The following is a 25,713-nucleotide window of genomic DNA, read 5'->3' as shown; positions in this document are numbered from 1 at the left end:
CTCACGGCTTACTCATCAGGCTCTAAACCATTGAAATCCTCAAGTTTACTCTTGCATACGTCTCCTTGTTTAAAGTCGCATTCTATTTTCTCGTTGAGCATTATCCTTATGTCGTTGTAGTTTCCAGGTTTAGACGTTAGGATCCCGTGATTAAGCCTTAAAAGAGAATGGGCTATTCTAGCCGCTACTCCCAAGTAGTCTGACCTTACTGTTGCGATCCCTAACGCTTTTAGAGCCATTTTCCTAACCTCCTCGTCTCCTGTAGCTTGCCAGAGCGCTGAGAGGAATATAGAGGCCTCAGCGTTAGCTAACGGCTCTAGGAACGTCAACCTCGTAAGAGGATCCTTTACTATAGTGTCCCTAAATCCCTTCTCAGTCTCAAGGTTCCTCTTTATGAAATCTTTAATCTCTGTAGCTCTATCTAAGAAGGAGCTCTTTCCTTGTCTCATGTATTTCAAAAGGAGTGCGTACCCAGCGATAGACTCATCAACTAGGATTCCCCAGTTCTCCTTTTTCTTACTCCTATAGACTTTGCCTTCCTTTTCGATGTAATCCTCGAGGACATCATGGTCCCCTTTTATAACCTTAACGGCCTCATATACGCTAAACCCTTCTCCAGGCTCTCCTTTCCCTAAAAGGTAAGAGGCGATTTCGTCTTGGGGCTTAATGAAGTGAACTATTGGATACCTTTTCTCGATCTTGGAAACGGCGCTAATTAGCTCTACGACCCTGAAGTCTGCTGCCACTCCGTCGATGACTTTGTTCATAGCGTCATAGATGGAAGCCTCGCTAGGTTCGAGCGGTTCCGGTGCATACTCTGGAATTTTTACTGGTGCGATTTTCCCAGCTTCAAACTTGTTCACAACGTCTTTTAGAGAACCAATTGAGTAGTCAGGGTCGTTTGACTCTATTATACCAACTAGTTCAAGGTCAGGAGTGATTAATGAAATAGCGGGTATCACTCCCCTAGTCACTCTTACGAGGTAATCAGGGTATTCCTCAGGGTCCTTATGTACAGGGAAAACTTTCCTTTCTAAGGGAGTGCCCTTTATCCTTTGGGAGATAAAGTCCTCCTTACTTAAGACAATAGCGATTAACTTGTTATAGAACCTAGCGTCTTCGAACAACTTGTCATTTAACTCCATAGCTTTACCGTAACTTTTATTTTAATTTAAAATGTATCTTATGAAGATGAACAGACCAGAAACAAAATGGACATGTGATTTATGTAAGAATAAAATATATTGGGATGAACTTTTTACTTTTACTAGTAAAAAGGCCGTAGTACACTATACGTGCTTTAGGGAGAAGGCTTCAAAGACACCTAAGGTAGAACCTACCCAGCTCGAGGTTGTCTTGGACATGTTAGAGGATGAGTTGAAGGACATAACGATCTACAAACAGAAAATAAGTTTAATTAAGGAAGAGGAAATTAGAAAAACTCTAGAACAGGCTGAAAAGGACGCTGAGAAGAATTCGGCCTTGTTGACTAGAATGGTAGAGAAGTTCAGTGGAGTTTTAGAGTAATTTTCATTTCTTTTTTAAAATAATTCTGGTACAGGCAAAACTTAGAGAGCGTTAGGAAAAGTCGTTGTCAATAATATTAGGAGAAAAGTTATTTTAATGATCTGAAAAAATAAATAATAGAGTAATGAACTTAACGACTCTCAATTTTAAGGTTAGGCTAGTCTCTTACACCAAGGACGGAGAGAAGATAATAGCCATAGCGGCAAAGATGAGTAGATCTAGAAGAGGGTGGGACGATCACGTTGACATGTCTGAAGATGAGGTAAGGACTTGGGTCTCCGACGCAATACTTCACGGATATTGGTCAGTCATAGAGCACTCCTCGTATACTTTCTCAATTGAGGGAATATCTCGTGTGGCCTCTCATCAGTTAGTGAGGCATAGGATAGCCTCGTACACGCAGATGTCTCATCGTTTCGCCAAGCCTAAGGACGAGTTCTACAGACCTGTGATCCCACCAAGCTTTAAGGACGACGAGGGATTTCAAACGTCGTATAGGGAATACATCAAGGCGTTAGAGTCTGGCGTCCCAGAGGAGGATGCAAGGTATCTTCTACCTAATGGCGTGAACACAAACCTTGTAGTTACGATGAACGCTAGGGAGCTTTACAACTTCTTTGGACTTCGTCTATGTAGTAGGGCGCAGTGGGAGATCAGGGCTATAGCCTGGAAGATGTTAGAGGAGGTCAAGAGAGTCCACCCAACCCTCTTTAGGTATGCAGGCCCTAACTGTATAATCCACGAGAACTTCATAAGGGAGGAGCCAATTACGCTAGAGGATGAGAAGGAGTTCGTTTCCCAGAGATGTATAGAGGGTGTGCCTAGACAGGGTATATGGAAGTGTATAAGAAATTCGCAATCAATACTTAATAAAAGATAGTAGAACCACATTTGCATAATTTTAGTTTTTTAAAATATATAAGCATGGTCCTATTCTCAAAAGCAAATATTTTATACCCCCTCTAATGTATCTAACACTGCATGAGTCTAACTCAGGCTGTGTTATCATTTGGGCTACCATTCCTGCTAGTGCTGTTAGCAGGATATGGTACGTATAAACTCCTAGTGGTAGCTCTTTCCAGAAATCCAAATCCTCTTAAAACAGCTAGATTCGAAGCGGGCAACATACCTACAGGGGAGGGGAGGCTGTGGTTCCCTCTCCAGTATTATGGTTATCTTCTTGTCTATACCACACTGGAACCCATTGTGGTAATACTCTTCTTAGCTGCTGCCGTTCCTTTCTATAATAACTTCATATTATTTAGGAACCTTTTGATAGTTTTAGGCTCCTTTGTAATACTTATGTATCCGATCCTTTACTATGCAATTAGGCAGATCAACGTGCTTACATATTGGGGTTTGAGAAGATGAGTCAAAAACCGATTGAGATAGTAGTGAAGGTCCTTCAGGATAGGAAGATTCAGGTTAAGGCTGAAGGCGAAAACAGAGGTTCAATAGAGGTGGAGAAGACCAGGCTATTGGAAGTTGCAACGGTCTTAAAGGAGATAGGTTTCGATCACGTGAAGTCCGTTACTGGGATAGATTACCCCGAACAGGGCAAGTTTCAAGTGATTTATCACGTTTCCTCATACGATTTGAATCTAGGCCAGGTTATTTTAGCGCTTAAGACCTGGGCCACCTATAAAGATCCGGTTGTTCCAAGTCTCTTAACCGTATGGGGAAGTGTATGGACCGGTGAGAGGGAGACGTACGAGATGTTGGGGATAACTTTCGAAGGTAATCCGGACATGAGAAGGTTCTTCCTTCCTGAGGACTTCGAAGGCGTGTATCCATTAAGGAAGAGTTTCAAAATCAGAACGGAGGGGTTATTCGTTGACAAATCAGCTTGAATTGAAAGGTAGCGGGATGGAGATAGATATAGTCCCAGTGAGCGGAGAGCTCAACGTAGGTCCGCAACATCCCGGATCAGGGCACATGAGAATATTCGTAAAGCTTAACGGGGACATTATAGAGGACGCTGAGATAGACCCTGGATATGTGCACAGAGCTGTAGAGAAGCTAAGCGAGAATAGGAACTACATTCATCTGATTCCTTTAGTGGAGAGGCCGGCTATCCTTGACTCAGTTAATATGAACCTAGGTTACGTCTTAGCGGTGGAGAAAATATTGAACGTCGACGTTCCGGAGAGGGCTCAGTATTTGAGAAGCTTTGCCGCTGAGGTTAGCAGGATCTCTAGTCATCTTTACGGTATGGGGATATTAGCTATATTTATAGGGCACTCAACAGGTTTCATGTGGGGTTTTGGGGACAGAGAGCCCTGGGTTCAAATTTTAGAAGCTTTGACCGGAGCTAGGATCACAAACTCTTACGTTATTCCAGGAGGAGTTAGGAGAGATCTAACGCCTACAGTCATCGAGATGACTAAAAAGGCGATAGTTTACATGAGGAAGAAAATGAAGGACTGGGAGAAGATATTCCTCAACAATCCTAACATTAGGGCCAGATTGGAGGACGTCGGAGTTATGACCAGGGAACAAGCCATTGAGTGGGGGGCCGCTGGACCCAACCTAAGGGGATCCGGCGTATATTATGACGTAAGGAAATTCGAACCTTACGGGGCTTACTCGAAGCTTGACTTTGAAATCCCTGTGTATAAAGAAGGAGACGGATACGCCAGAACTCTAGTAAGGTTTGAGGAAATAGAGCAGAGTCTAAGGATAATAGAACAGATAATAAGGGACATCCCACAGGGTCAGATACTTAGCGACAGGTTCTTCAAGCAGATACCTCCTACCAGACTTAAGAAGTGGTGGGAAGGCCAAAGGAGAATAGTCATGCCAGGCTATTACGCGTCTTTTAGACCACCGAAAGGGGAGGCAATTTCCAGAGTTGAGGCAGGTAGGGGAGAACTCGTTTATTACGTGATGAGTGACGGCTCAGCCAAGCCATATAGGTTGAGGATGATCACCCCCTCGTACAGGTCAATTTACGTTATGAAGAACCTGCTTAAGGGGGCTAGGTATGCTGATTTGGTTTCCATCTACGGAAGTCTAGATTATTTTCCCCCAGAGGCTGATAGATAATGAATATTCTTTTTGATCTTAGATATTACATCTTTTACCCCTCTTTTTTCGCTCCCATAATTCTTCCAGGGCTAATTTTCACCGGAATATTGCTTTTAACCACAATTTGGTTCGAAAGGAAGGCAGCTGCGAGGGTTCAGATGAGAATAGGTCCGTATTACGCATCTAAGAGACTTGGCGGATACTTACAGCTGGTTGCGGACGCCGTGAAGTTCATTTTCTCAGAGATCATAATCCCAGAGGCTGTAAACCCAACACTGTTCGCGCTCGCGCCCGTGTTAGTTGTAGCTATGTCTTTCTTACCATTGTCCGTAATACCGGTCTCAGTTATACCGCCTTCTGGCTCAATATTTTCTATATATTTTCATGAATTTTATGACCCAAATATCGGTATGGGTGTGTTAACAGGACTTTTCACTCAATACAACATGTTACTGATCTTAGCTATAGAGTCTTTTTATCCTGCTTTAGTGATCTTGATGGCTTGGAGTACAAACAATAGGTTCGCTATTGTAGGTGCAGTTAGGGAGTCTTATCTATCAGTTTCATATGACGTTCTACTTCTGATGTCTACCATAGCCATGGCTCTCGAGTATCATACCCTTGACTTGGCAAAGATAGTGCAATCAGGGGTTCCAGGATTGATAGCCAATCCAATAGCCGCAGTAACTTTCTTCATCGCTATGATAATTGGGAGCGCCAGGTTCCCGTTTGATATAGCTGAAGCGGACACTGAATTGGTCCTCGGTCCTGCAACTGAGTACAGCGGTCTTCTATTCGTTTTGACTATGGCTGGGTCATATGTCGGTAACTTCGTTTTAGCTTTGGTGTTTACCGACATGTTCCTTATGGGATGGTATCCCTTATCTGGTCTTCCTGGTGCGCTCCTTACTGTAATAAAGGCGTCACTTCTAGTGTTTTTCTCCGTGTTCTTGAGATCAGTATATGGGAGATATAGGTTAGACCAAGCCCTAAGGGGCAGTTGGAAGTATGTTTTTCCTTTAGCTCTCTTTTCTCTCTTTCTAGGTTTGGTGGTAGGTTACCTATGGATTCCATAAAAATAAAGGAATATAAAAGGGGACAGTCCCCGTTTAATTTAGTAACGGGCCACGTTCAGGCAGTAGGAGCTGGTCTTAAGTATTTTGTAAAGCCTCAAAAGATAACATTAAAGTATCCTGAGGAATCGATGACTCTTCCTAGCGGATATAGAGGTATGATAAGACTTTACAAGGACGTTTGTATAGGTTGTACTTTATGCGCTATGGTCTGTCCGGCAGACGCAATGAAGATGGTCACTGAACAGGGGAAGAAGCTTCCCTCAATAAATTACGGTAGGTGTGTGTTCTGTGCGTTCTGTGTTGACATCTGTCCAGTTGACGCGCTGAAGGAAACCGGCGTCCACGACGCGACCTTCTCAAATCGTAGGGAGCTAATCTTCACTCCAGATAAGTTCGACCAGGACTTCGATCAACCGCCAGTTAATCCTGTAGTGAGGAAAGTGAAACCCGTTATTGATGAGAAAAAGGGGATAAAGTATGTACCAGATAGCGAGTGATTTACAGATAGGGATATTCATGCTTTTTTCAATTTTAGCATTAGCTACTGCTTTATTTATAGTCAACTCAAAGAATGTGTTCTATTCAGCAGTCTCATTGGCCTTTCTAGGAATATCTGTAGCTGTCTTGATAGCCGACATAAATCCGGCCGCTTACTCTCTTTATTCTGCCTTTCACCTTATTTTGTATGTAGGGGCCACCGTAGTTTTCCTTTCCATATCTTTAGTAATGTTTAGAGGGCTAGAAGTTAAGGAAGTTAAGACTCCTTGGGCACCGAGTCTGGCTATAGTAGCTGCCATAGCGTTCTTTGCTGTCCTTGTGTTGTCAACAAGTTCTATCACGCCCTCAGGAACTCCAGAACAACTTAACCTCGCCGTGGTCGGTGAAAAGCTGATTTCTCAGTATTGGTTCCCAACTTTCATCCTTATCGTAGCTTTACTTACAACAATGATAGAGGCCCTATCTTTAGCGAGGAGGGACTAAAATGATAGTCGTTGATAGTGCTCTAGTCGTTGCTACCCTCCTTATAGCAATAGGAATATATGGACTGCTAAATAGCAAGAACGTAATTAGAGTTCTTCTCTCGTCAGAGATTATACTTAACGCTGCGATCCTTCTCATTTTCTCTATGTCAGCCCTAGTTGGGAAATCTTATACTCCCCTAATTTTTTCAGTTTTTGCTATAGGGATGGCCCTAACTGAGGTGGTCGTGGCTTTCGCCTCGGTAATCTTATATTATAGACAGAAGGGGTCCCTGGAGGTGGATTGAATGCTAGGAATATATATAATGATAATATCTTTGGTTGTTTCGTCTTTGGTGTTTTTTATAAAAGGTAAGCAATCCTCGGCGGTTCTTTCAGGCGTCGCGATAGCCATAAACGCCTATTTTCTAGCAAGGAGAGGTCTATTTGAGGAGTTCCACGTAGCTAACACTATAGGTTCGTTCGGATTAACAGTCACGGATCTAAACTTCGCTTTTCTAGTTACCATCCTAGCGGTTACTATTCTCACGGTTCCTTACTCCTTAAGATACATGGATGAGAGGTTCAGGGAACTTGGTTCAGGGAACTGGGGTTTATTCTTCGGTTTGTATTCTCTCTTCTCCGTTGCCATGCTTTATACAGTTCTTTCAACGAATCTTCTGGAAATATACATATTCCTTGAGATAGCTTTGGTCACCTCTTTCCTGTTAATAATGTTATACGGTTACGGTGACAGAAGGAGAATAAGCTTACTTTACTTCATTTGGACTCACGTAGGTACTGTGCTGCTTCTTGCTTCTATCATTATAATAGGTCTGGAGACCGGGACTATGGACGTATTTACTGCTCTGAATAAATTCCATGATTACTCGCTCATAGGATATGGGGCTGCCGTCTTCTTGGTCGCCGTTATAGGCATGATGGTGAAGGCAGCTCAGGCTGGCGTTAACGTTTGGCTTCCTTACGCTCACGGAGAAGCCCCTACCCCAATATCTGTGCTGCTCAGTCCTAACATGGTAGGGTTGGGGGTTTTCGTAATAATAATATATTTCTACCTCTTCCCAGGGATGCAGTTCCTAGCCCCCATCTTCTTGGGTTGGGCCATACTTACCATGATTTACGGAGGTATAAACGCTCTTGCTCAAAGGGATTTCAAGAGATTTCTGGCTTACTCAAGTGTATCCCAAATGGGTTACATGCTGTTGGGTGCAGCGGTGGCGTACTTCATGGGGTTACCGACCACTCTACTAGCCCTTCCTCTAGGCGTTATAGCCTCTATTCTCATTTACGTTTCTCATGGATTGGGAAAAGCCCTTCTATTCATGAGCGCTGGGGCCAACATAACCGAGGCCCATCAGAGAGACATAGACAAAATAGGAGGGCTTTATCAGACTTCTCCTCTACATAGCACGCTGTCTTTCCTCGGTTTGCTTAACATATTAGGCTTACCTCCCACGATAGGGCTAATCAGCGAGGTCTTACTACTCCTGTCAGTAGGGGAGATAGTCAGTAAGACAGGTCTCTCGTGGTTCCTATTAGTTGCGGCAGGTCTTTTTATAGCGATAGGTCTTTCATCTGCCTACGCAACGTACTTATTCAAAAAGGTTTATGCTGGGAGACCTCAACACCCCATATCTTTGGACAAAATCGTTGAGTACAGTTTACCAATGATTTTGCTAAGCGTGTTGAGTCTAGTATTTTTCTTCTATCCTCAAATTATAGTAAACTCGTTGTCTAACTTCGTCGTTGGAGTAATAGGTGGCGACTTCTCTTTACCACTCATAGTTTTCCTTCCAGCTATAGGTTCACTCATAGCCCTTGTTACTCCATCTAGATTGAACAGGGACGTTAGGGGTTGGATACTTAACGTAGTGTTAGGAACTTCGATGGTTTTAGCCTGGTTAAACTTAGCCAATAGCGTAACCGAAAGTAGGACATTCTTTATTCCTACCGAGTTCTTCACGTTTAGTTATTTCTCGTTCTCCTCCTCACTTCTTCAGTCGATTTTAGCGGTTTTCGTCTCTACTCTCTCATTCTTTATAGGAGTTTACAGTGTAGGCTACATGAGGGAGGATAACGTCTTAAGGAGATACTGGGGGTTCTTTGGATTTTTCGTTTCCTCCATGTTAGCCGTGGTCTTATCAAATAACGTGTTGATGTTCCTGGCTGGTTGGGAGGGTACCAGTCTTGCCTCCTACGGCCTGATAAGTTATTGGCTTGACGATAACGAGAAAAACTTGGTAGGCGATAAGGGCAGGTTTGTGCTAAACGTTGAGTTTATCTCTAAACCTACTACTTCGGGTATAAGAGCAATGATCTTTACGAGAGTGGGAGACGTAGGTTTATTGCTTGGACTAGGGTTCCTTCTTTATCTCACTACCGGTTCAACTCTCTCAGGTTCTACCCTCCTATACACCAGTTTAACGAATTTGCCCGGGATGTTCCAACTTTTGGGGGAGATGGGCTCCCTTCCGTTCGGTTTGGCAATGCTTTTATTACTGTTCCTTGGAGGAATCTCTAAGAGCGCTCAGTTTCCTTTCACTCAATGGCTTGTTACAGCTATGACCGGGCCCACGCCTGTTAGCGCCCTAATTCACGCGGCCACAATGGTGAATCTGGGGGCTATGTTGACTTTCTTAGCATATCCTTTCCTTTTCTTCAACGTCAACGGTCACAGCGCAGGTAATTTGCTTCTATTCTTCTCGATCATGGCTGGCGTCTCCTTGTTCACCGCTCTCTACACGAGCTTCAACGCTTTAGTCTCAAACGAACAGAAAGTCGTGTTGGCTAACTCCACAGCGGATCAAATATCACTCATGATATTGGCCTCATCGCTTGGAGGAATACTCTCGATAGTCTATTCCACCCCAATTCTTCTCTTTTCGGGCATAGCAATAGGGTTAATTCAGATGATAGCTCATGGGGTTTACAAGGCTAGCTTATTCATGAACGCGGGAAGTGTAATACACTATACGGAAAGCAGGTATATGGCTAGCTCTCCAAGGTTGTATAAGGAGATCCCCTGGGTTTTCATACTTCAATTGATAGCTGCGCTCAATTTAGCTAACGTTCCTCCTCTTTTAGGTTTCTGGGCTCACTCTTTCATCTCCTCACTTACCGCCCCAAACGTTGTACTCAATACAATTTATCTCTTCCTTGAGTTCTTAGGGGCTATCTACATTATAAGGTACGTTATGAAGACGTTCCTCTGGAAGTCCTCAACGGAGGAAACAGAAAGAGGACACATAAGTCCCGAAATGCTGGTCTCTCCCACCGTCCTAATTTTGGCTTCTATTGGATTGGGATTGGGCGTAACTTCGATCGCCGCTTTTATGGAGTCTCATTTCTTAGCAACAGGGTTTAGTTTCGACCCAGTTGAGTTCATACTATCTCTACTAGGTATTGCCTTAGCTGTATTTAGCTACCTCTCTCCAAGGGACTTCTCCAAGTACTCCTCGTTTAAGCCATTCATAAGCTTCTTCTATTACGGATGGTACATTTATCCTGCCTTGGATAGGTTTGGAATGGCCTTGTACAAGGGATCGACAGGTGTATACAACGCCTTAGAGTACGGAGTTATAGACAAAGGGCTTAATTTCAAATTACCTTCCGTATTGGTGAGTGCAGGGAACAAGTACTTTAAAGATATTCAGACCGGGCTATTGAGAGATTACGTCGGCCTCTACGTCGGCGGCTTAATATTGTTGATGGTGATAGTTCTGGTTATGTTAGGGGTGATTTAATGAGCTTCATTCCTTATGTCCCGATCGTAGCGACTTCCATAATAATTTTGTTCTCTTCAATCTCGGTTCTTTTCATGGATAATGATAAGAATTATAAATCTGCGCTGTACCTGACCTCTGGTAGCCTTATCTTAACGCTTGCGATTCTGACGATTTCATTATATCTAAGGCTTTACAACTATTCACTTTTCTCAAGTTCGCTATATCTTGACGTACCTGGATACTTACTTTCATTTGTAACTCTAGTAGGTACATTGGTAGCACTGGTGGGTTTGGGTGGTCACATGGAAAGTTGGAAAACGAGGTCTTCAATGCTCTCGCTTATCATGCTAACAGACCTAGGAGTGATTTACATGGCGTTCGCCTATAACGTTCTTGTAATATTAACGGGCTGGGCCATAGCTTCAGCCGCCACTTACGCTATAACTATGCTCAGGAAGGACAGGTTATCAGTGGAGGCTGGAATAAAGTACCTTATATTAGGTTTGGTTTCATCCTCTTTCATGATTCTAGGGTTCGCAGCCTATGTGGTCTCCACTAATACGCTCTCCCTGGCTTTCTCCTCCGCATCGTATCCAGACCTTCTTCTCCTCGGGATAGCTCTACTTGCGATGTCCTTCATGTTTAAGATCGGAGCTTTCCCATTCCAGGGATGGTTACCTGACGTTTACACAATGGCTGACAGAGGGTCAATCTCTTTCGTTTCCAGCGTTGGCAAACTAGTAGGGATAGTCCCGTTACTCAAGATCCTAACCCTAGGAGACCCTTCATCTCTGGAGGAGACAGCCTTGGTTGTGCTTTTTGCTACAATATCAATACTTAGCATGGTTGTAGGCAATATAGTGGCCTTCTCTCGAAGTGACGTGGCGTCAATTCTATCCTTCAGTAGCATAGCTCAAATGGGCTTCATCCTGATAGGTTTCGCCGTGATTCAAATAAACATTACACTCGCAGAAATTGCTATATTCACTCAAATACTAGCATACGTTATATCCCAAGCCGGACTATTTAATTTTCTAAGTCATGTGGAGAAACTTAACGGGACAACTAACCTTGAAGGACTTAGGGGTTTAGCTAAGGCGGACAAGGCGCTAGCGTCCTCCGCAGCGATCTTATTGTTGAGCTTGCTAGGGATACCCCCAATACTAGGTTTTTGGGGGAAGCTTTTCCTGTTCGAGTCGGCTTACTTCCTACCTTGGCTAGTCATAATAGGTGTGATTAACAGCGCAGCGTCCGCTGGTTACTACATCCCTGTAATAAGAGAGATGTTTAGAGAGGGGAGCGTCAAGGTAATTAAGTCTGGAGAGAGGGACAGCGTTATAATCGCTGCAATATTGAGTATTATTGTGGGTATTTTGGCTCCATTGGTGTTGGTGGTGTTAAATTGATAAGGGTAGCCTTAGCGGGTTGCGGAAACGTAGCCTCGGCCTTAATTCAGGCTATAGAATACGTGAGACAAGGAGGAGTGATACCTGGAGTATTAGATCTTTACTACAAGCCCGATGAGATTGAGGTAGTGGCCGCTTTCGATATCGATGAAAGGAAAGTGGGAAAGAGGTTGTCTCAAGCTATATTCGAGAAGCCTAACGTGGTTGAGAAATATGTGGACGTGAGGTCGGACGTTATCGTTAAGAGGGGACCTACGCTTGATGGAAACCTAGGAATTTTAAGCAAGGTTATAGTAGAGTCTAAGCAAAAGCCGGACGATGTGGTTAATACGCTAACTGAAGAGAGGGTTGACGTGGTTTTAAACCTCTTACCTACGGGAGCTAATGAGGCTAGTGAGTTCTACGCCAAGGCCTCTCTGGATTCGAGATCCGCACTGATAAACGCCTCTCCCTCACCTCTAGTCGAAAGTATGGGCTCCAAGTTTCAAGATATGAACGTTCCTATTTTAGGAGACGATCTGATAAGTCAAATAGGCGGGACCGCTCTTCATAGCGGTATAATTAACTTCCTCGAGAAGAGGGGAGTGAAAGTCATCAGATCCTATCAAATAGACATATCGGGAACTACAGAGACACTTGTCACCTTAGAAGATTGGCGTAAAGATCTAAAGAAACGGATAAAATCGTCTTACATCTCCTCGCAGCAAGAAGGGGTTGAAGTGGTTGCTGGAACTTCAGATTACGTAGAGTTCTTAGGAGATAGAAGAGTAAGTTACATGGTTATAGAAGGAGAATACGCTCTAGGAGCTAAAGTGAGGATAGACATCTCAATGAAAAGCCTAGACGGCCCTAATGCGGTCTCACCTCTCATAGATTTAATCAGGTTAGCTAAGTTGTTAAGGGATAGAAGGATAGGTGGATGTCCTCCCCAAATATGTTCACATTACTTTAAGGGTTATAAGGGTAAAACTAGTGCGGATACAAGGTCGGCCCTATTAAGTTACGTTCAGGGCCTGAAGTGATGAGTGAACCCCGGCCTGATCTGTGATGGTTTCCGTGTGAGGTCTGATCAAAACAGTACAGATTTGGGTAAATTCTTTTTAAGCCTACTCTATATGGCATCAATGATCCTGTATGGATGGTAAAATCGTAGGACTCTCAATTGTCATAATAGTTCTGCTTATAGTAGCTGCGATAGGTTTTTATGAGTACTCAGTAGCGTCCGGATCCCTTTCTTCCCTACAAACTCAGGTTTCATCGCTCCAGAGCACCGTGAAGCAACAAAACAGCACTATATCAGCTCTGACCTCAGAGACTTCTCAGCTCAACTCAACCTTACAAAACTATAAGTCCCAGTTAGCTGTAGCCCAACAGAACGCAACTAAATACGCCAGTTTATACAGTATGTATCTATCAATGTTTAAGCAAGCCGAGAGTAACTACACCATGTATAAGCAAATGTATGAACAGCTTCTATCTCAAGTGAGCACTGGAGGAGCCTCATATAAAGAAGGGGCCGCGTTGAACACAGCTTTCAAGTTCTGGGACGGTATAGCTATAGAGAGTTACTCAGACGTAGTTCCATATTTGGCTACTAACTTCACAGCTAAAGTGACGGGAACTCCATTCCCTGGAAGCTATACATATAGCTCTTTCAACTTGACGTGGCTTCAGTCATTCTTCAATGGATACGAAACTGTATATTTTTACACTACGTCTTTACCTACTATAACACAGGTCAATAACGACACGTACCAGGTATCCACTGTTATTCAATACTTCGTTGCTCCAACTAACAATCCGATTTACCTACAAGTGTTCAACGCCTCAATCACGTTAACTATTCAATACATTCAGGGAACCCCATTAATAACCAACATGATTTGGAACGGTAACGAACTACCTCCATCTCAAGTAATAGCAGGGTATCCATCTCAGCATTCACTGGCAGAGTGGACAGCTCTATCCGAGGTGTTGTCTGAGATCAACTCATTAGGGGCTGAATTTCCCGGTCACGTAACCGCTCAATACTTCTCACCTAGCGCGACGCTTACTATCAATGGCGTTCTCCCTACTGGACTCAAAAACGGTACCTACTCAGGTCTAGGCTCAATCGAGAACTTCTTCAACACTTGGGATAACCTGTTCGTATTTGTGATGGAGTACTCTCAAAACTTATTACCAAACGGCAGCGCAGTCCCACTGAGCGTTAACGTAATTCTTAACTCGAGCGGTCCTGGAACCGCTGAGGTAATAGCTAACGACACTCCGTTCCTTTTGTTCGTTAATCAAGGGGAACCTGGATTCCCTGCTATATATGACGTACACGTGAACATGGTATCATACCTAATGTATAACTCGACTTCGGCTCAATGGCAGATTGTGAAACAGACCTGGAAAGTGTCCCAGGTCAGCGCACTGAGCGACACGATGTTTTACAACCTTAACACACCAACCTTCAACACAATAGGAGAGCAAACAGTACTAGTTAACGCATCACAAGGGGCGATACTAAAGGTAGGCCCTGTGGAGACTATAGTTAAACCTGGAACTTACGCTCTACTCCCTAACGGAACTATGGAGTCTTTATATAACTTCTCGTTAATACTGCTGAGCACTCAGGCCGTGTTGCCACCAGCTTCTGATTATAACAATCTAACTCCAACTTACGCGTTCGCCTTTGCTATAAACGGTCAAATCTCACCAGCTTACTCATTGGTTAATAGCACTAAGGGAGCCGATCCCGCGATCACAATAGTTTACGCACCTAACACTTGGACAAGCTGGACTTGGTTTGGAGGTAAATTTAACGGGACAACTTACGTTGGAGGATCATACAAGTTCGCTGACCATTGGATATATGGAGATGGGGTTATGGTAAACAACCAGTTCTTCAAGCCAGTGATTTGGGTGTTTGAGGCTGGAACCACCGCTCAAGGCCAGGTCTCCCCAGCCTCATCCGTTAAGCTGTCGAACGCCTACGGACTCACTCCAACAAACGCTTACACCGAGGTAATCAACTCTCAACAGGGAGGGGTGATCGTAGCTGGTAACATAATAACGATCGTGCAACCAGGAACCGTAATTAATACGCCAATAGGCGAGTTAAGCAATTACAACTTCTCTGTGGTCTTCTATAACCCCCTAAACGTTACAGCCACTGCTACAGGTCAGGTGCCATCGTTAGTCTTCGCGTATGCAATAAACGGAAACGTTACGTTCTCTTACACAGCTTCAAAGCCTTTCATAACTATAATAACTACCCCTAGTATGGGGGCAGAAATGTGGACTTGGGGGCCGAGTAAAAGCAGTCCTACCGGTTACGGCTACCTGTTTAGAGACCCCATATTGGTCACAAACGGAACTGTAGTGAATTTATCGTTTATTAAACCAGTACCTTGGGTCCTAACTTTACCAGAGATTACAATGTCTATGACAAGTACCAGTTCTAGTGGAGGATACTAAAGTTTTTTCCTTCTTTTTCTAGATATAGATCTTCTCTACTCTCGTATTTTATCTCGAAAGTCTCTTTACAACTGAATTATATGATTATATGACTAACCATCACTTATGTACGAAATACTTACTAGGCCCAGTCACCTATACGCGGTTTCAATTTCCATATATTTTTAGGACAGAGAGTGGCTTAAATTGATCGTGTGATCGTGATCTAAACGAACTTGTTCCATGAGATCTAATGTTGGGTTACGTTTAAGAAAGCTTTTCGTGTGTTTTAGAGCTTCCCTTAGAGCTCTTTGGCAAACGCTATGAAACGATTTTATTTCTATAATGAATATAAAATGATAGAAAATCTATAAAATACATAGACGAAACACATTTCGTGTAACGCATTTAATTCTCTTCTAGAGAGCTGTGAGGTTCTTTGAGTTACTAATTAACAGTTTTAAATATTAATATTGATAGATATAAATTTTTAGTATATAATTATATATTTTAATAATACAACACGCAAAGATCGTTTTGGGTTCGTCTTTAGACGAGCGTTCTTATGTAAAGTAATGCGGAATCCATGTTCTTAAGCTCTACAATCCTAGCCTCTCCTAGACTCATTAAAGATCGTTGAACTCATTTAGGTAGAACTAAAGGCTTCCCATATCTAACTTCCATACATTGATGCATTATCTATCAGATATGAGTTCGCAGTTTGGACATTCGGATATATCCCGTGAGCTCCCGTCGTAATACGGAACGGGCCTTCTATGTACTGAAGAGGTTTCTCATCTTTAACGATCTTCTGTTATTAATATTTTCATACTTATCAACATTTAAACTTCTTTATATTAAAACAAATTCTTAGCAGTCTCTAATTAAATGGCGGACCCGCCGGGATTTGAACCCGGGACCACCAGCTCCGCAGGCTGGCGCTCTATCCTGGCTGAGCCACGGGTCCAAGCTTCCTTTGTCGAACTATTAATAAGCTTTAAGCATTAAATCAATCGCGAATTCTATCCGTAACGCAGAGAACTTACATCAGAGATTACAAGATTTATTTCGAAACTTACAAGCCAAGGAGTCATGAGGATAACCTCAGGTCGCCTTGAGGTTTAGTAGCTAGAGTCTGAGTTCTGTTAACGTAAAGAAAAGACTATTCATAAACTTTTCCCACGTCCGATATCCCTTAAAGGTTTAAAGAACTATAACTTTATACTATTTTAATGGTAAAGCAGCTCACCCTAACTGAGTTCTCGCTTCCTGAGAGAAAGATGGATAAAATTGAAGGGAAATCGAAGGAGGAGTATATAGAAGAACCAGTTAAGACTAATAGAGAGACCTTAAAAGAAGCTCAGGAGGACAGGAAGTATTTCCTGCTTTCCGTAGATTATGACGGGAAATTAGGCAAGGCAAAGTGTAAGCTATACGACTCAGAAACGGGTGAGCTACACGTGTTCTATGACAACACTGGACACAAGTCCTATTTCCTTGTGGATCTGGAGCCAGACCAGGTTAACAAAAATCTCAAAGTGGTGAAGGATAAGTCTTTCGTCAGACTTGAGAAAGTAGTCAAGATTGACCCTTACACTTGGAATCAGATTTCCCTAACTAAGGTGGTGGTAAACGATCCGCTAGCAGTGAGGAGGTTGAGAGAGTCAGTCCCCAGGGCATATGAGGCCCACATCAAGTATTTTAACAATTACATATACGATTTCGGTCTCATTCCGGGAATGCCGTATGTAATAAAAAAGGGTAAAATAGTAGCGATAAGACCGGAAGTTGACGTAAAGGAGGTCAAGGAGGCTTTTGGAGATGCAGATAAGATAACCCAAGAGATGGCTTTAGATTGGGCTCCCCTTTTTGAGTCTGAGATACCCTCAGTTAAGAGGGTCGCTCTAGATATAGAAGTTTTCACTCCAATGATGGGTAGGGTACCTGATCCATATAAGGCAGAGTATCCCATAATTAGCGTAGCTTTAGCCGGCACAGACGGCCTAAAGTTGGTCCTGGTCTTGAGTAGAGGGGAGACTCATTTAAAAGTTAACTCTGACGTGAGGGTTGAGAGTTTCAATAGCGAAAAGGAGCTTTTGGAGAGATTATTTGAAATCTTGAGAGGATATCCTATGGTACTAACGTTTAATGGAGACGACTTCGATATCCCTTACCTCATCTTTAGAGGATACAAGTTAGGTCTCCTCCCAGAAGAGATTCCGTTTGAGATGGGGGAACCCAAGAGAAAGACGGACGCGAGATTTACTCTAGGGATTCACATAGACCTGTACAGGTTCTTCTTTAACAAGGCTGTGAGAAACTATGCGTTCGAAGGAAAGTACTCAGAATATAACCTTGATACGGTAGCTCAAGCTCTATTGGGCATGTCAAAGGTGAAACTTGATGAGTCGATAAGCGATCTTGACGCGTCGAAACTAGTTGAGTACAACTTTCGTGACTCGGAAATAACACTGAAGCTCACCACTTTTAACAACGAGTTAGTGTGGAAATTGATAGTTTTGTTCTCTAGGATTTCTAAACTAGGAGTTGAGGAATTGACCAGGACCGAGATTTCAGCGTGGGTAAAGAACCTGTACTATTGGGAACACAGGAAGAGGAACTGGCTCATCCCTCTCAAAGAGGAGATAATGGAAAGATCATCGGGCTTGAAGACAGCTGCAGTTATCAAGGGTAAGGGATATAAGGGGGCAGTAGTCATTGACCCTCCAGTAGGCGTGTTCTTCAACGTTGTAGTCTTAGACTTCGCCTCTCTATATCCTTCAATCATAAGGAACTGGAACTTGAGCTATGAAACCGTTGATATAGAGGGTTGTACAAAGAAGAGAGACATACGCGACGAGAGCGGAGCTAAAATCCATGAGGTGTGTATGGACAGACCAGGAATAACAGCAGTCGTAACGGGTTTACTAAGAGACTTCAGGGTTAAGATATATAAAAAGAAAGGTAAACAGGCTAACATAGACGAGCAAAGGAAATTGCTATATGACGTAGTTCAGAGAGGTATGAAGGTGTTCATAAATGCCACTTACGGAGTGTTCGGTGCCGAAAGCTTCCCTCTCTATGCACCGGCCGTAGCGGAGAGCGTTACTGCTCTAGGTAGATACGTTATCACATCAACTAAAGACTACGCAGAAAAATTAGGTTTGAAAGTGGTATATGGAGACACGGACTCCTTATTTATCTATCAACCGAGCAAGGAGAAACTAGACAAGCTCGTAGAGTGGACAAGAACGAACTTCGGTCTAGACCTAGAGGTGGATAAGAGCTATAGGTTCATCGCCTTCTCAGGACTGAAAAAGAACTATTTCGGCGTGTTCAAAGATTCTAAGGTCGACATTAAGGGAATGTTAGCTAAGAAAAGGAACACGCCTGAGTTCCTTAAACAGGCGTTTAATGAGGCTAAACAAAGGTTGGCCCAGGTTCAAACTCCTGAAGAGTTAGAGAAGGCCATAGCTGATCTAACGGCACAAGTAAAGGAGGTCTATAGAAAGCTCAAGTCAAAGGAATATAACCTAGATGAGTTGGCGTTTAGGGTAATGCTATCTAAAAGCGTAAACTCCTACGATAAGAACACCCCACAACACGTGAAAGCTGCGGCCCAACTCGCTGAGCTCAACATCCAAGTTCTACCAAGAGACATTATAAGTTTCGTGAAGGTGAAGGGAAAGGAGGGAGTAAAGCCAGTACAACTAGCTAAGCTTTCCGAAATAGACGTGGATAAATATTATGAGAGCGTAAGGAGTACTTTTGAACAGCTACTAAAAAGTCTCAACGTGAGCTGGGACAGGATAGAATCCGTAACCTCCATTGATTCTTTCTTTAAGTGATTACTCCTCTAAATCGTCTTCCTCTAAGCCCTCTTCCTTTTCCTCCTCTTTTTCCTCAGATGTTACTTGGGCAGCGTAGTTAGTAAGGTCTCCCTTAAGCTCCTCCGTGAGGTAATAAGATATCACGTAAACTTTCCTGTCCTGAAAGTTCTCCTCCCTCCATTGATTATCGAAACTTATAATGAAGATGGGCAACTTAAGAAAAGCAGACGTCTTGTCTTTTCCCGTAAGGAAGTTCTTAGTTTTTTCGTATATTTCAGGTTTGAGAGGGAGGGGCAACTTAGCCTCTTGAGAATCCCTCATAATGATGAAATCTGACGTCAGCTCATTCCATTCTTTTAGCGCTTTCTCAGCAGTTCTCCTCACCACATCTCCTATGTCTCCCTCCTCTAAGTAATCCGCTGTAACCTTTCCGGATTCGCTCTTAAGTATAATTACTTTCATTTGTGCTCACCAATTACGTACAGGTACACGAGGTGGTGCATGTTCCCGTCTTCGACCTTTATCACTTCCTTAGGTGTCCATCCCTTCATTTCGAACTCATGAGAGACTATCCTAGTGCCTGGCTTAAGTTCCTTTTCGAACTTAGGTTTCAGAAGCTCGTTGGCGTTAGTAAGGAGGAAAAGAGTTATCACGGTTGCCTCAGAAACGCTCTCATCCAGGAAATTATTCTTCCTTAGCTCTATCTTATCTCTTACTCCGTTCTGGATAGCGTTTTGCTCTGCCTCCTTTAGTCTCTCATCGCTTAGGTCAACACCAACCGCCTTCTTGGCACCGAAGTTCTTTACTGCAGCTATGATTATCCTACCGTCTCCACAACCGAGATCGTAAACTACGTCTTCACTTCCTACTTTAGCTATCTCCAACATCTTCATTACTACTTTCTCAGGTGTAGGAACGTATGGCACGTGTGGGACTTCTCTATGGGGTGAACTCAAATATCTCACTTAGGTATTCTTCATGAGACGAGATTTTTAATTTTGTTAAATGCCTCTTTCTTGCCTAGTTCTGGGCTAGGTTTCAGATCGCTACCGAAAGGCATCTGGGTTAGAACCGGATAAATCCTTCCGTCCTCAAGCTGTAATAGAAGTTGTGGTAGCCAGCTCATCCCGAATTCATCCTTCTCGCCGTAATCCGAAAGGAAGGAGTAATCTTCAATTTTTATTTCAGTCTCGACGTTTAGTTCCTTAGCTAGGTCCTGGGAGATTGCTAGAAAGGCCTTATGGTTTGGGTGACTCTCCGAGGTTACGAGGATCAGTTTTTTAGCTTTCATAATCTCAAGTTTCAACGTACTCTGTAGTTTAAAACGGTAGTGGTAACATGATAACTAACTTAAGGGCGGCTTCAAAAAAGGTACTGAGACCTGTAGCAACTGGGTTGGTTAAGTTAGGGCTCACAGCAAATCAGGTTACTCTCATTGGGCTTCTCATGTCAGTAGTATACATTGCCGTGATTTACTACACCAGGAACCCGATTTTAGGGTTAGTAGCTCTTCTGATCTCCTCGCTTCTAGACGCTTTGGACGGAGAGGTAGCTAGAATTAAAGGTACTGCAGGACCTAAAGGTAGCTTCCTTGACTCCTCCTTTGACAGATTAGAGGATACCTTATTTATATCCTCTTTAGCGATTCTAGGTTTCGATCCTTTGCTTACATCCATATTAGTCGGAGTCTCCTTATCGATATCGTACTTGAGAGCCAAGGCCGAGTCGCTAGGTATTAAGGCTGAGGGGAAAGGCTTAATAGAGAGGGGGGAAAGGCTAATTCTCGTTTCGCTAGTTCTACTTCTATTACCCTTCTCTTTTCTCATATCGCAGGTTCTTTTTTATGTCCTGTTAATAGCCTCAATAATAACGTTAGGGCAGAGGTTTCATTTAGTTATATCCGCGTTGCCGTAATAAAGTTGTAAGGGAGATCTGGTGCCACAGTTGGCTACGCAAAGCCCTAAATCTCTAATTTTTGAACACGAATATACTATCATCTTCTCTTCATATATCTTCTTTATAGCCTTTATTGGGTCCTCAAATCCAGCACTCTCCAGGACTGGGATGACTGAATCGACGCTGGAACCAATGTTCAACATATATACTGCAAGTATAAACGCCTCATCCCTCGCTCTATCTTTCTTCTCCTGGAGGGCTTTAATGCAGGGGGCAATCCTCCCTCCCTTAATTCCTATTATATCAGCAACAGTTTCAGGTATTTGATCTATTGAAATGGGTTTGATCATATCCCTGAGTTTCTTATAGATATTGAAACTCAAGAGCCTAATCAGAGATGATTTATCAAGGTAGACGTACCCTGACTTGACTATCCTATCAGATAAGCTGAATTCTCTTTTACGCCCCTTTATTGATTTCAAATATTCTAAGAAATGAATGGAATAGTTTAGAGTTTTAATTTTTCCATCATCATGATATTTTATACTAGATAATCTAACGTTGATGCCCAGCCATAGGCCTATTTGAGTTAACTCCTCATCACCTTCTTTTAAGAGGTCATTATGCACTAGCTCTACTTCTTTCCTTATGATTCTCTCAGTGATCCTCAAATCGTTGATTACTCCCAAAATCAATAGCTCTGCGTAAAATACGAGATGTGGAGACCTGTAATCCTTCAACCTCTTGATCGGTCTACCTTGTATTATATCTTTGATCCTTGATTTAGCTTCCTTAATTGTTTCCCCGTCTGTGGTAAGCAGCGTATACAAGTCTATAGCGTGTTCTCTCTGTAATATATCCTCAACCTTTCGCATGAAAGGATATCTATCTAAGTCTAGAACCACTTCTAGATAATAATTTCAAATTCCTTTAATAAGCAAACTAGATCATTGTGACATGAGGGTGATTCCATGAAGATCTTGGTAGCCTCAGCGTGGCCTTACGTTCAATCAGTTCCACATTTGGGGAACTTAATTGGCTCTATTTTATCTGCAGACGTTTTCGCCCGTTACGCTCGTCTCAAATATGGGAAAGAGAACGTTATTTTCGTAAGCGGTAGTGACGAACACGGAACTCCAATTGAGATCGAGGCAATAAAGAGGGGAGTAGACCCAAAGAGCCTTACGGATCAAGCCCACGAATACGATAAGGAGCTGTTCATTAAGACCTGGAACATTAGCTTCGATAACTACACTAGGACTGAATCAGAAGTTCACAAGAAATTCGTTAGAGAGTTCCTGCTAGGGGTAGCTAAATACATAACCGTAGAGGAGGAGGAGCTGCCTTATTGTGAGAAGGACAAGTTATTCCTCCCGGATAGGTTTGTCAAGGGGATCTGTCCATATTGCGGCTTTGAGGACGCTAGAGGAGATCAGTGCGATAGGTGCGGTAAGTTATTGACGCCCTCAATCCTGATAAACCCAAAATGTGCAATTTGTGGAAGCACGCCAGTTATGAAAAGGACCAAGCACTGGTTCTTTGACTTGAGACCGTTCTCGGAGCCAATCAAGAAGTGGATAACATCATCGGAAGATATGCCAGAGAACGTGAAGGGAACAGCGTTGAGTTGGTTAAATGAAGGATTAAAGCCAAGGAGCCTAACAAGAGATAACGCCTGGGGAATACCTGCTCCTTTTCCAGGAGCTGAGGGAAAGACGATCTACGTTTGGTTCGAAGCGCTTTTGGGGTATCTCTCGGCTACGTTAGAGTACTTCACAAAGAGAGGCGAGCCAGAGAAGTGGAAGGAGTTCTGGAATAAGGACACGTCAAGAAGCTATTACTTCATTGGAAAAGATAACATTCCATTTCATGCGGTAATACTCCCCGCTATGCTTATGGCTTCCAGCACAGACTACACGTTACCTACAGTTATAGCTGCTACAGAATACCTTTTATATGAAGGGCAAAAGTTCAGTAAAAGCAGGAAGATTGGTATATGGATCGATGAGGCACCTTTCATTATGGATGTTGATTACTGGAGGTTCATCTTGATTAGGATGAGACCTGAGGAGAAGGACATGAACTTCACCTGGACGGAGGTGATAAGGATAGTGAACACCGAGCTTAACGACGATATCGGAAACCTAGTTAATAGGGTAATCACGATGATAATGAGATATTTCGATAGGAGAGTTCCAAGTCCCACAAACTTCAAGGAAATAGATGAGCATCTCCTAGAAAGGATGAGGGAGACGGTGAAGAAAGTTGGAGAGATGTTTGAGAAAGGAAAGTTAAAGGGAGGGACGGAGTTAATCCTTGCTCTAGCTAGAGAAACTAACGGATACATTAATCAGAAGGCACCGTGGGACAAAGTCAAGGTGGAAAAGGAGGATGCTGCAAATACTCTCTATGTGACTTTCTTAGTAGTGAGGGCTATCGCATTGATGCTTTATCCGATTATTCCAAATAAGGCTGAGGCTATATATCAACAGTTGGGACTGGACATTAAGGCTGAAACGTGGGATAGCTTAATGAAGCCGTTGGACCCAGGTCATATTATAGGCAAACCCGAGCCCGTGTTTAAGAAACTTCCTACAGACTTTGATAAGAAGATTCAAGAAATCATAGAAAAAATAAGAAGTGACGTAGAAAGGAACAGGCCTACTCTACTTAAATGAGTTCTACTGAGGCCATCAAAGGTTCGAATTTCTTTCCTCTACCTTCATAGAACTTGCTAAACATCTCATAAAAGTGTAACCTCATATCTTGGATGAACACTACTAACCCCTCTAAGCCTATAGCCAATAGGTTTCCTATTATCAAGATCACTATGGACGCAGGATTGGTCCCGATAGCTAACAGGCTAGGGTGACCTACAACTAGGTAAGCCATATATGAGAAGGCGTACAATAGGTAATAGTGAGCTAACGCAAACACTAAAATTCGTATGAACGAGATTGTGTTAGACAATAGTAATATCGCAGCCTCAAATCCTCCTTCTATGAACCCCATAGCTAACGCACCTCCTGTCGACTGCTTATCGTGTCTTTTCAGTATTATGGCCTTAGCTATCCAATTGTATATCAGTCCTAGTTCAACCCAGATTATCAAGATGTAGGCTAGGGCTGATGTCGAGGTACTTAGATCGGGATGGAAAGAGTTTAGAAGATTTTGAAGTATGTAGCTTAGCAAAGCCCCAACTTTTCCAAAGTAATCAGCAGGATCCGTTATCCCGTAACCGAAGATAACAAGTGGTACAGTGTATAGAACCAAAAGGGGTAGCTTCTCAAATACCAAGAACTCACGATCTCTCTTCTTTATCGCATTGATAACGCCTAGTAGAGAGCTTACAAATAACGCTATTGCGCCCAATAGAATCGAGAGAATGATAGTGTGTTCTATTGAAGTGCTAGTGCTGTACTCACCGAATGGTAAGAGTGGAGAGAGAGCTCGGGTTACGCTAACAGGAACTGGCCATACGCTATTTAAAGGTCCGCTAACGTCTGCTATTCCCATCTCCTTCAAACCTCCAACAGGGAGAGGTCCGAAGAAATCTCTGGCTAGAAATCCAGTTATCATGGCAACTACTGAAGAGTATCCCAGTATAATAGAGAGGTTCTTTATGTTATTGCTTCCCTTTTTTACTCCATATTTATGGAAGAAAATCGCAAATATTAGAAGGATCAGGGCGTTACCAACGTCAGGGAACATGAGCCCGAACAGAAGGGGAAAAGTAACGAAAAGGAAAACTAAAGGTGAGATCTCCCAGTACGATGGAGTTCCATATATCTCAACAACCGATTCTATTGCAGAAACGCTTTTCGGCAATTGAACGTACGTAGGTGGTTCCTCCTCTCCGAATCTCTTTGGGGAGGCGGCCTCCAATAACGCAACGTTATTCAAAGTAGACTTCAACTTTGACCAAAGCTTCTCTGGGACGTATCCCTCAACTTGGAAGAAGTGATCTGAAACCCTTCCCTTAGATTGAAGGGTTAGTGCGTCTCTTACTGTAAGTAACTTTCCGTATAGTTCCCCAAACTCTTTCTCATTCTGTCTAATCTTTTTAATCAAGTTAGCTCTGGTCTCATCTAGTATTTTCTTAAGTTCTCCTATCTTTTCGTTAATGACCTTATACACTTCAAACGGAGACTTTCCGTCAGGAGTTTCAAATCTCCTCACTCCAATCTCCTTCAATATTGGATCTAGAGGGGTTTCTCCCTTTAAGGAAACCAGTAGAGTGGCGTACTTACCCTCATCCAAAGGTGAGTAGTCAATAAATACTTGCTTGTTTTCTTTGATTTTCTTTAATTGCTCGTTATTTAATACAACTAGAGCCACATCTAAGATCTCTAAAGAGTAGAGCGTTTTCAGTTCAGTAGTTACTGAACTGAATGGAGATACCTCCTTTAGTTGGGATTGATATAGGTCTATCTCTCCCTTGAGCTTGCCGATCTCCTCTAAAAGTTCCTTATACCTAAACTCCTCCATAGATGCCTCCTCTGAAACTTTCCTGGCTTCGTCGATCCAAGCCTGGTCTACTTTCATTTTACCAGTTGGTTCCAGAACCGTCCCTGCTATCTCCATGATAAGCTTTATCTTGTTGACGTGATCTTGAACTGTGGTGAGCTCTTTCCTGGCTTCCTCAACTCTGTTGTTGGAGATGGGATGTGCTGGCTCTATTACCTCCATTTTACCGAACTTCAACAGCTCCGTGGTAATCTTATCTTTTTCACTTATTAGAGATATTATTTCTACTTTAAGCATGTTTTCGGGAAATATCAATACACAATCGAGCTAAGTAT

At 42.9% G+C, this 25,713-nt stretch carries 22 protein-coding genes and 1 tRNA gene; 16 read left to right on the top strand and 7 right to left on the bottom strand.

What is annotated here, in order from left to right; genetic code table 11:
* Positions 1-8: 8 nt before the first annotated feature.
* Positions 9-1,145 (bottom strand): hypothetical protein, encoded by a 1,137-nt coding sequence (locus tag MCUP_RS02010; RefSeq protein WP_013736998.1) that lies wholly within the window; start codon positions 1,143-1,145, stop codon positions 9-11.
* 46 nt (positions 1,146-1,191) lie between these two features.
* Here MCUP_RS02010 and MCUP_RS02005 point away from each other — a divergent pair, with 46 nt between their 5' ends.
* From MCUP_RS02005 to MCUP_RS01945, 13 genes are all read left to right on the top strand, one after another.
* A complete protein-coding gene (locus MCUP_RS02005; RefSeq protein WP_048057697.1) occupies positions 1,192-1,527 on the top strand; it encodes a DUF2175 domain-containing protein in 336 nt (111 codons plus the stop codon).
* Positions 1,528-1,651: 124 nt separating this feature from the next.
* Positions 1,652-2,407 carry an FAD-dependent thymidylate synthase gene (gene thyX / locus MCUP_RS02000; protein ID WP_013736996.1) on the top strand — a complete coding sequence of 252 codons (756 nt, stop codon included), beginning with the start codon at positions 1,652-1,654 and terminating at the stop codon, positions 2,405-2,407.
* Between the two features lie 101 nt (positions 2,408-2,508).
* Positions 2,509-2,898 (top strand): NADH dehydrogenase subunit 3, encoded by a 390-nt coding sequence (locus MCUP_RS01995; protein ID WP_013736995.1) that lies wholly within the window; start codon positions 2,509-2,511, stop codon positions 2,896-2,898.
* On the top strand, positions 2,895-3,377 hold the full coding sequence (locus MCUP_RS01990; RefSeq protein WP_013736994.1) for an NADH-quinone oxidoreductase subunit C: 483 nt from the start codon (positions 2,895-2,897) through the stop codon (positions 3,375-3,377). The genes MCUP_RS01995 and MCUP_RS01990 overlap by 4 nt, the downstream gene beginning before the upstream one ends.
* 16 nt (positions 3,378-3,393) lie before the next feature.
* Positions 3,394-4,572, top strand: a complete 1,179-nt coding sequence (locus MCUP_RS01985; protein ID WP_013736993.1) for an NADH-quinone oxidoreductase subunit D — start codon at positions 3,394-3,396, stop codon at positions 4,570-4,572.
* Complete coding sequence (nuoH, locus tag MCUP_RS01980; RefSeq protein WP_048057390.1) at positions 4,572-5,630, top strand: NADH-quinone oxidoreductase subunit NuoH; 1,059 nt, start codon at positions 4,572-4,574, stop codon at positions 5,628-5,630. Before MCUP_RS01985 ends, nuoH begins: the two co-directional genes overlap by 1 nt.
* On the top strand, positions 5,618-6,127 hold the full coding sequence (gene nuoI, locus MCUP_RS01975) for an NADH-quinone oxidoreductase subunit NuoI (protein ID WP_013736991.1): 510 nt from the start codon (positions 5,618-5,620) through the stop codon (positions 6,125-6,127). The genes nuoH and nuoI overlap by 13 nt, the downstream gene beginning before the upstream one ends.
* 19 nt (positions 6,128-6,146) lie before the next feature.
* Positions 6,147-6,611 carry an NADH-quinone oxidoreductase subunit J family protein gene (locus MCUP_RS01970; RefSeq protein ID WP_013736990.1) on the top strand — a complete coding sequence of 155 codons (465 nt, stop codon included), beginning with the start codon at positions 6,147-6,149 and terminating at the stop codon, positions 6,609-6,611.
* A 1-nt stretch (position 6,612) separates the two neighbouring features.
* A complete protein-coding gene (gene nuoK, locus MCUP_RS01965) occupies positions 6,613-6,897 on the top strand; it encodes an NADH-quinone oxidoreductase subunit NuoK (protein ID WP_013736989.1) in 285 nt (94 codons plus the stop codon).
* Positions 6,898-10,353, top strand: coding sequence for a proton-conducting transporter transmembrane domain-containing protein (locus tag MCUP_RS01960; protein ID WP_013736988.1), 3,456 nt, complete (start codon positions 6,898-6,900; stop codon positions 10,351-10,353).
* Entirely contained in the window at positions 10,353-11,741 is a 1,389-nt protein-coding gene (gene nuoN, locus MCUP_RS01955; protein WP_048057388.1) for an NADH-quinone oxidoreductase subunit NuoN, read from the top strand. Before MCUP_RS01960 ends, nuoN begins: the two co-directional genes overlap by 1 nt.
* Positions 11,738-12,763 carry an inositol-3-phosphate synthase gene (locus tag MCUP_RS01950; protein WP_013736986.1) on the top strand — a complete coding sequence of 342 codons (1,026 nt, stop codon included), beginning with the start codon at positions 11,738-11,740 and terminating at the stop codon, positions 12,761-12,763. Before nuoN ends, MCUP_RS01950 begins: the two co-directional genes overlap by 4 nt.
* Positions 12,764-12,875: 112 nt before the next feature.
* Complete coding sequence (locus MCUP_RS01945) at positions 12,876-15,206, top strand: hypothetical protein (protein WP_013736985.1); 2,331 nt, start codon at positions 12,876-12,878, stop codon at positions 15,204-15,206.
* Between the two features lie 868 nt (positions 15,207-16,074).
* Here the strand turns inward: MCUP_RS01945 and MCUP_RS01940 are convergent.
* Positions 16,075-16,152 (bottom strand) — tRNA-Arg (locus MCUP_RS01940).
* A 265-nt stretch (positions 16,153-16,417) separates the two neighbouring features.
* Here MCUP_RS01940 and MCUP_RS01935 point away from each other — a divergent pair.
* Positions 16,418-19,033 (top strand): DNA-directed DNA polymerase I, encoded by a 2,616-nt coding sequence (locus MCUP_RS01935; protein ID WP_013736984.1) that lies wholly within the window; start codon positions 16,418-16,420, stop codon positions 19,031-19,033.
* Here the strand turns inward: MCUP_RS01935 and MCUP_RS01930 are convergent, their stop codons facing one another.
* The 3 genes from MCUP_RS01930 to MCUP_RS01920 all read right to left on the bottom strand — a co-directional run bounded on the left by MCUP_RS01930 (position 19,034) and on the right by MCUP_RS01920 (position 20,306).
* Positions 19,034-19,477, bottom strand: coding sequence for a DUF2286 domain-containing protein (locus MCUP_RS01930; protein WP_013736983.1), 444 nt, complete (start codon positions 19,475-19,477; stop codon positions 19,034-19,036).
* The gene (locus tag MCUP_RS01925) at positions 19,474-19,908 is read right to left on the bottom strand and encodes a protein-lysine N-methyltransferase (RefSeq protein WP_048057696.1); all 435 of its coding nucleotides are present in this window, start codon (positions 19,906-19,908) and stop codon (positions 19,474-19,476) included. The genes MCUP_RS01930 and MCUP_RS01925 overlap by 4 nt, the downstream gene beginning before the upstream one ends.
* 83 nt (positions 19,909-19,991) lie before the next feature.
* Positions 19,992-20,306, bottom strand: a complete 315-nt coding sequence (locus tag MCUP_RS01920; protein ID WP_013736981.1) for a hypothetical protein — start codon at positions 20,304-20,306, stop codon at positions 19,992-19,994.
* 47 nt (positions 20,307-20,353) lie between these two features.
* Between MCUP_RS01920 and pgsA the strand changes: the two genes are divergently transcribed.
* A complete protein-coding gene (pgsA, locus tag MCUP_RS01915) occupies positions 20,354-20,929 on the top strand; it encodes an archaetidylinositol phosphate synthase (protein ID WP_013736980.1) in 576 nt (191 codons plus the stop codon).
* On the opposite strand, the gene MCUP_RS01910 is transcribed toward pgsA, so the two are convergent.
* Positions 20,902-21,816, bottom strand: coding sequence for a DNA primase (locus MCUP_RS01910; protein ID WP_013736979.1), 915 nt, complete (start codon positions 21,814-21,816; stop codon positions 20,902-20,904). The two genes, pgsA and MCUP_RS01910, sit on opposite strands and share 28 nt — an antisense overlap.
* A gap of 66 nt (positions 21,817-21,882) precedes the next feature.
* Between MCUP_RS01910 and metG the strand changes: the two genes are divergently transcribed.
* Positions 21,883-23,589 (top strand): methionine--tRNA ligase, encoded by a 1,707-nt coding sequence (metG, locus tag MCUP_RS01905; protein WP_013736978.1) that lies wholly within the window; start codon positions 21,883-21,885, stop codon positions 23,587-23,589.
* Here metG and MCUP_RS01900 read toward each other — a convergent pair.
* Positions 23,582-25,693, bottom strand: coding sequence for a V-type ATP synthase subunit I (locus MCUP_RS01900; RefSeq protein ID WP_083808557.1), 2,112 nt, complete (start codon positions 25,691-25,693; stop codon positions 23,582-23,584). The two genes, metG and MCUP_RS01900, sit on opposite strands and share 8 nt — an antisense overlap.
* Between the last annotated feature and the right edge of the window lie 20 nt (positions 25,694-25,713).

It is taken from the genome of Metallosphaera cuprina Ar-4 (assembly GCF_000204925.1).
GTDB classification, from domain to species: Archaea; Thermoproteota; Thermoprotei_A; order Sulfolobales; family Sulfolobaceae; genus Metallosphaera; species Metallosphaera cuprina.
Note: the sequence above shows the minus strand (reverse complement) of the source record. Positions and strands in the feature narration are given on the sequence as shown.

Bases quoted from the DNA above. Each gene is read 5' to 3' on its own strand.
- MCUP_RS01930 (WP_013736983.1), bottom strand. From the start codon at position 19,477: ATGAAAGTAATTATACTTAAGAGCGAATCCGGAAAGGTTACAGCGGAT.
- metG (WP_013736978.1), top strand. From the start codon at position 21,883: ATGAAGATCTTGGTAGCCTCAGCGTGGCCTTACGTTCAATCAGTTCCA.
- MCUP_RS01935 (WP_013736984.1), top strand. From the start codon at position 16,418: ATGGTAAAGCAGCTCACCCTAACTGAGTTCTCGCTTCCTGAGAGAAAG.
- MCUP_RS01920 (WP_013736981.1), bottom strand. From the start codon at position 20,306: ATGAAAGCTAAAAAACTGATCCTCGTAACCTCGGAGAGTCACCCAAAC.
- MCUP_RS01945 (WP_013736985.1), top strand. From the start codon at position 12,876: ATGGATGGTAAAATCGTAGGACTCTCAATTGTCATAATAGTTCTGCTT.
- nuoH (WP_048057390.1), top strand. From the start codon at position 4,572: ATGAATATTCTTTTTGATCTTAGATATTACATCTTTTACCCCTCTTTT.
- MCUP_RS01960 (WP_013736988.1), top strand. From the start codon at position 6,898: ATGCTAGGAATATATATAATGATAATATCTTTGGTTGTTTCGTCTTTG.
- pgsA (WP_013736980.1), top strand. From the start codon at position 20,354: ATGATAACTAACTTAAGGGCGGCTTCAAAAAAGGTACTGAGACCTGTA.
- MCUP_RS01970 (WP_013736990.1), top strand. From the start codon at position 6,147: ATGCTTTTTTCAATTTTAGCATTAGCTACTGCTTTATTTATAGTCAAC.
- MCUP_RS01995 (WP_013736995.1), top strand. From the start codon at position 2,509: ATGAGTCTAACTCAGGCTGTGTTATCATTTGGGCTACCATTCCTGCTA.
- nuoK (WP_013736989.1), top strand. From the start codon at position 6,613: ATGATAGTCGTTGATAGTGCTCTAGTCGTTGCTACCCTCCTTATAGCA.
- MCUP_RS02005 (WP_048057697.1), top strand. From the start codon at position 1,192: ATGAACAGACCAGAAACAAAATGGACATGTGATTTATGTAAGAATAAA.
- thyX (WP_013736996.1), top strand. From the start codon at position 1,652: ATGAACTTAACGACTCTCAATTTTAAGGTTAGGCTAGTCTCTTACACC.
- MCUP_RS01925 (WP_048057696.1), bottom strand. From the start codon at position 19,908: ATGAAGATGTTGGAGATAGCTAAAGTAGGAAGTGAAGACGTAGTTTAC.
- MCUP_RS02010 (WP_013736998.1), bottom strand. From the start codon at position 1,145: ATGGAGTTAAATGACAAGTTGTTCGAAGACGCTAGGTTCTATAACAAG.
- nuoI (WP_013736991.1), top strand. From the start codon at position 5,618: ATGGATTCCATAAAAATAAAGGAATATAAAAGGGGACAGTCCCCGTTT.
- MCUP_RS01990 (WP_013736994.1), top strand. From the start codon at position 2,895: ATGAGTCAAAAACCGATTGAGATAGTAGTGAAGGTCCTTCAGGATAGG.
- MCUP_RS01985 (WP_013736993.1), top strand. From the start codon at position 3,394: ATGGAGATAGATATAGTCCCAGTGAGCGGAGAGCTCAACGTAGGTCCG.
- nuoN (WP_048057388.1), top strand. From the start codon at position 10,353: ATGAGCTTCATTCCTTATGTCCCGATCGTAGCGACTTCCATAATAATT.